We start from the raw sequence: 255 nt of genomic DNA on the forward strand, positions 1-255 counted from the left end.
CCATTGTCCAATATTCCCCACTGCTGCCTCCCGTAGGAGTCTGGGCCGTGTCTCAGTCCCAGTGTGGCTGATCTTCCTCTCAGAACAGCTAGAGATCGTCGCCTTGGTAGGCCTTTACCCTACCAACTAGCTAATCTCACTTGGGCCCCTCTTTGCGCGAGAGCCCGAAAGCCCCCTTTGGTCCGAAGACATTATGCGGTATTAGCAGTCGTTTCCAACTGTTGTCCCCCTCGCAAAGGCAGATTCCCAAGCATT

1 rRNA gene is annotated in these 255 nt (G+C 54.5%); it reads right to left on the reverse strand.

The window, feature by feature from the left end:
* Positions 1-255 (reverse strand): 16S ribosomal RNA (locus J0A66_RS24025); the annotation flags it as partial.

The organism is Bowmanella dokdonensis (genome assembly GCF_017254865.1).
GTDB classification, from domain to species: domain Bacteria; phylum Pseudomonadota; class Gammaproteobacteria; order Enterobacterales; family Alteromonadaceae; genus Bowmanella; species Bowmanella dokdonensis.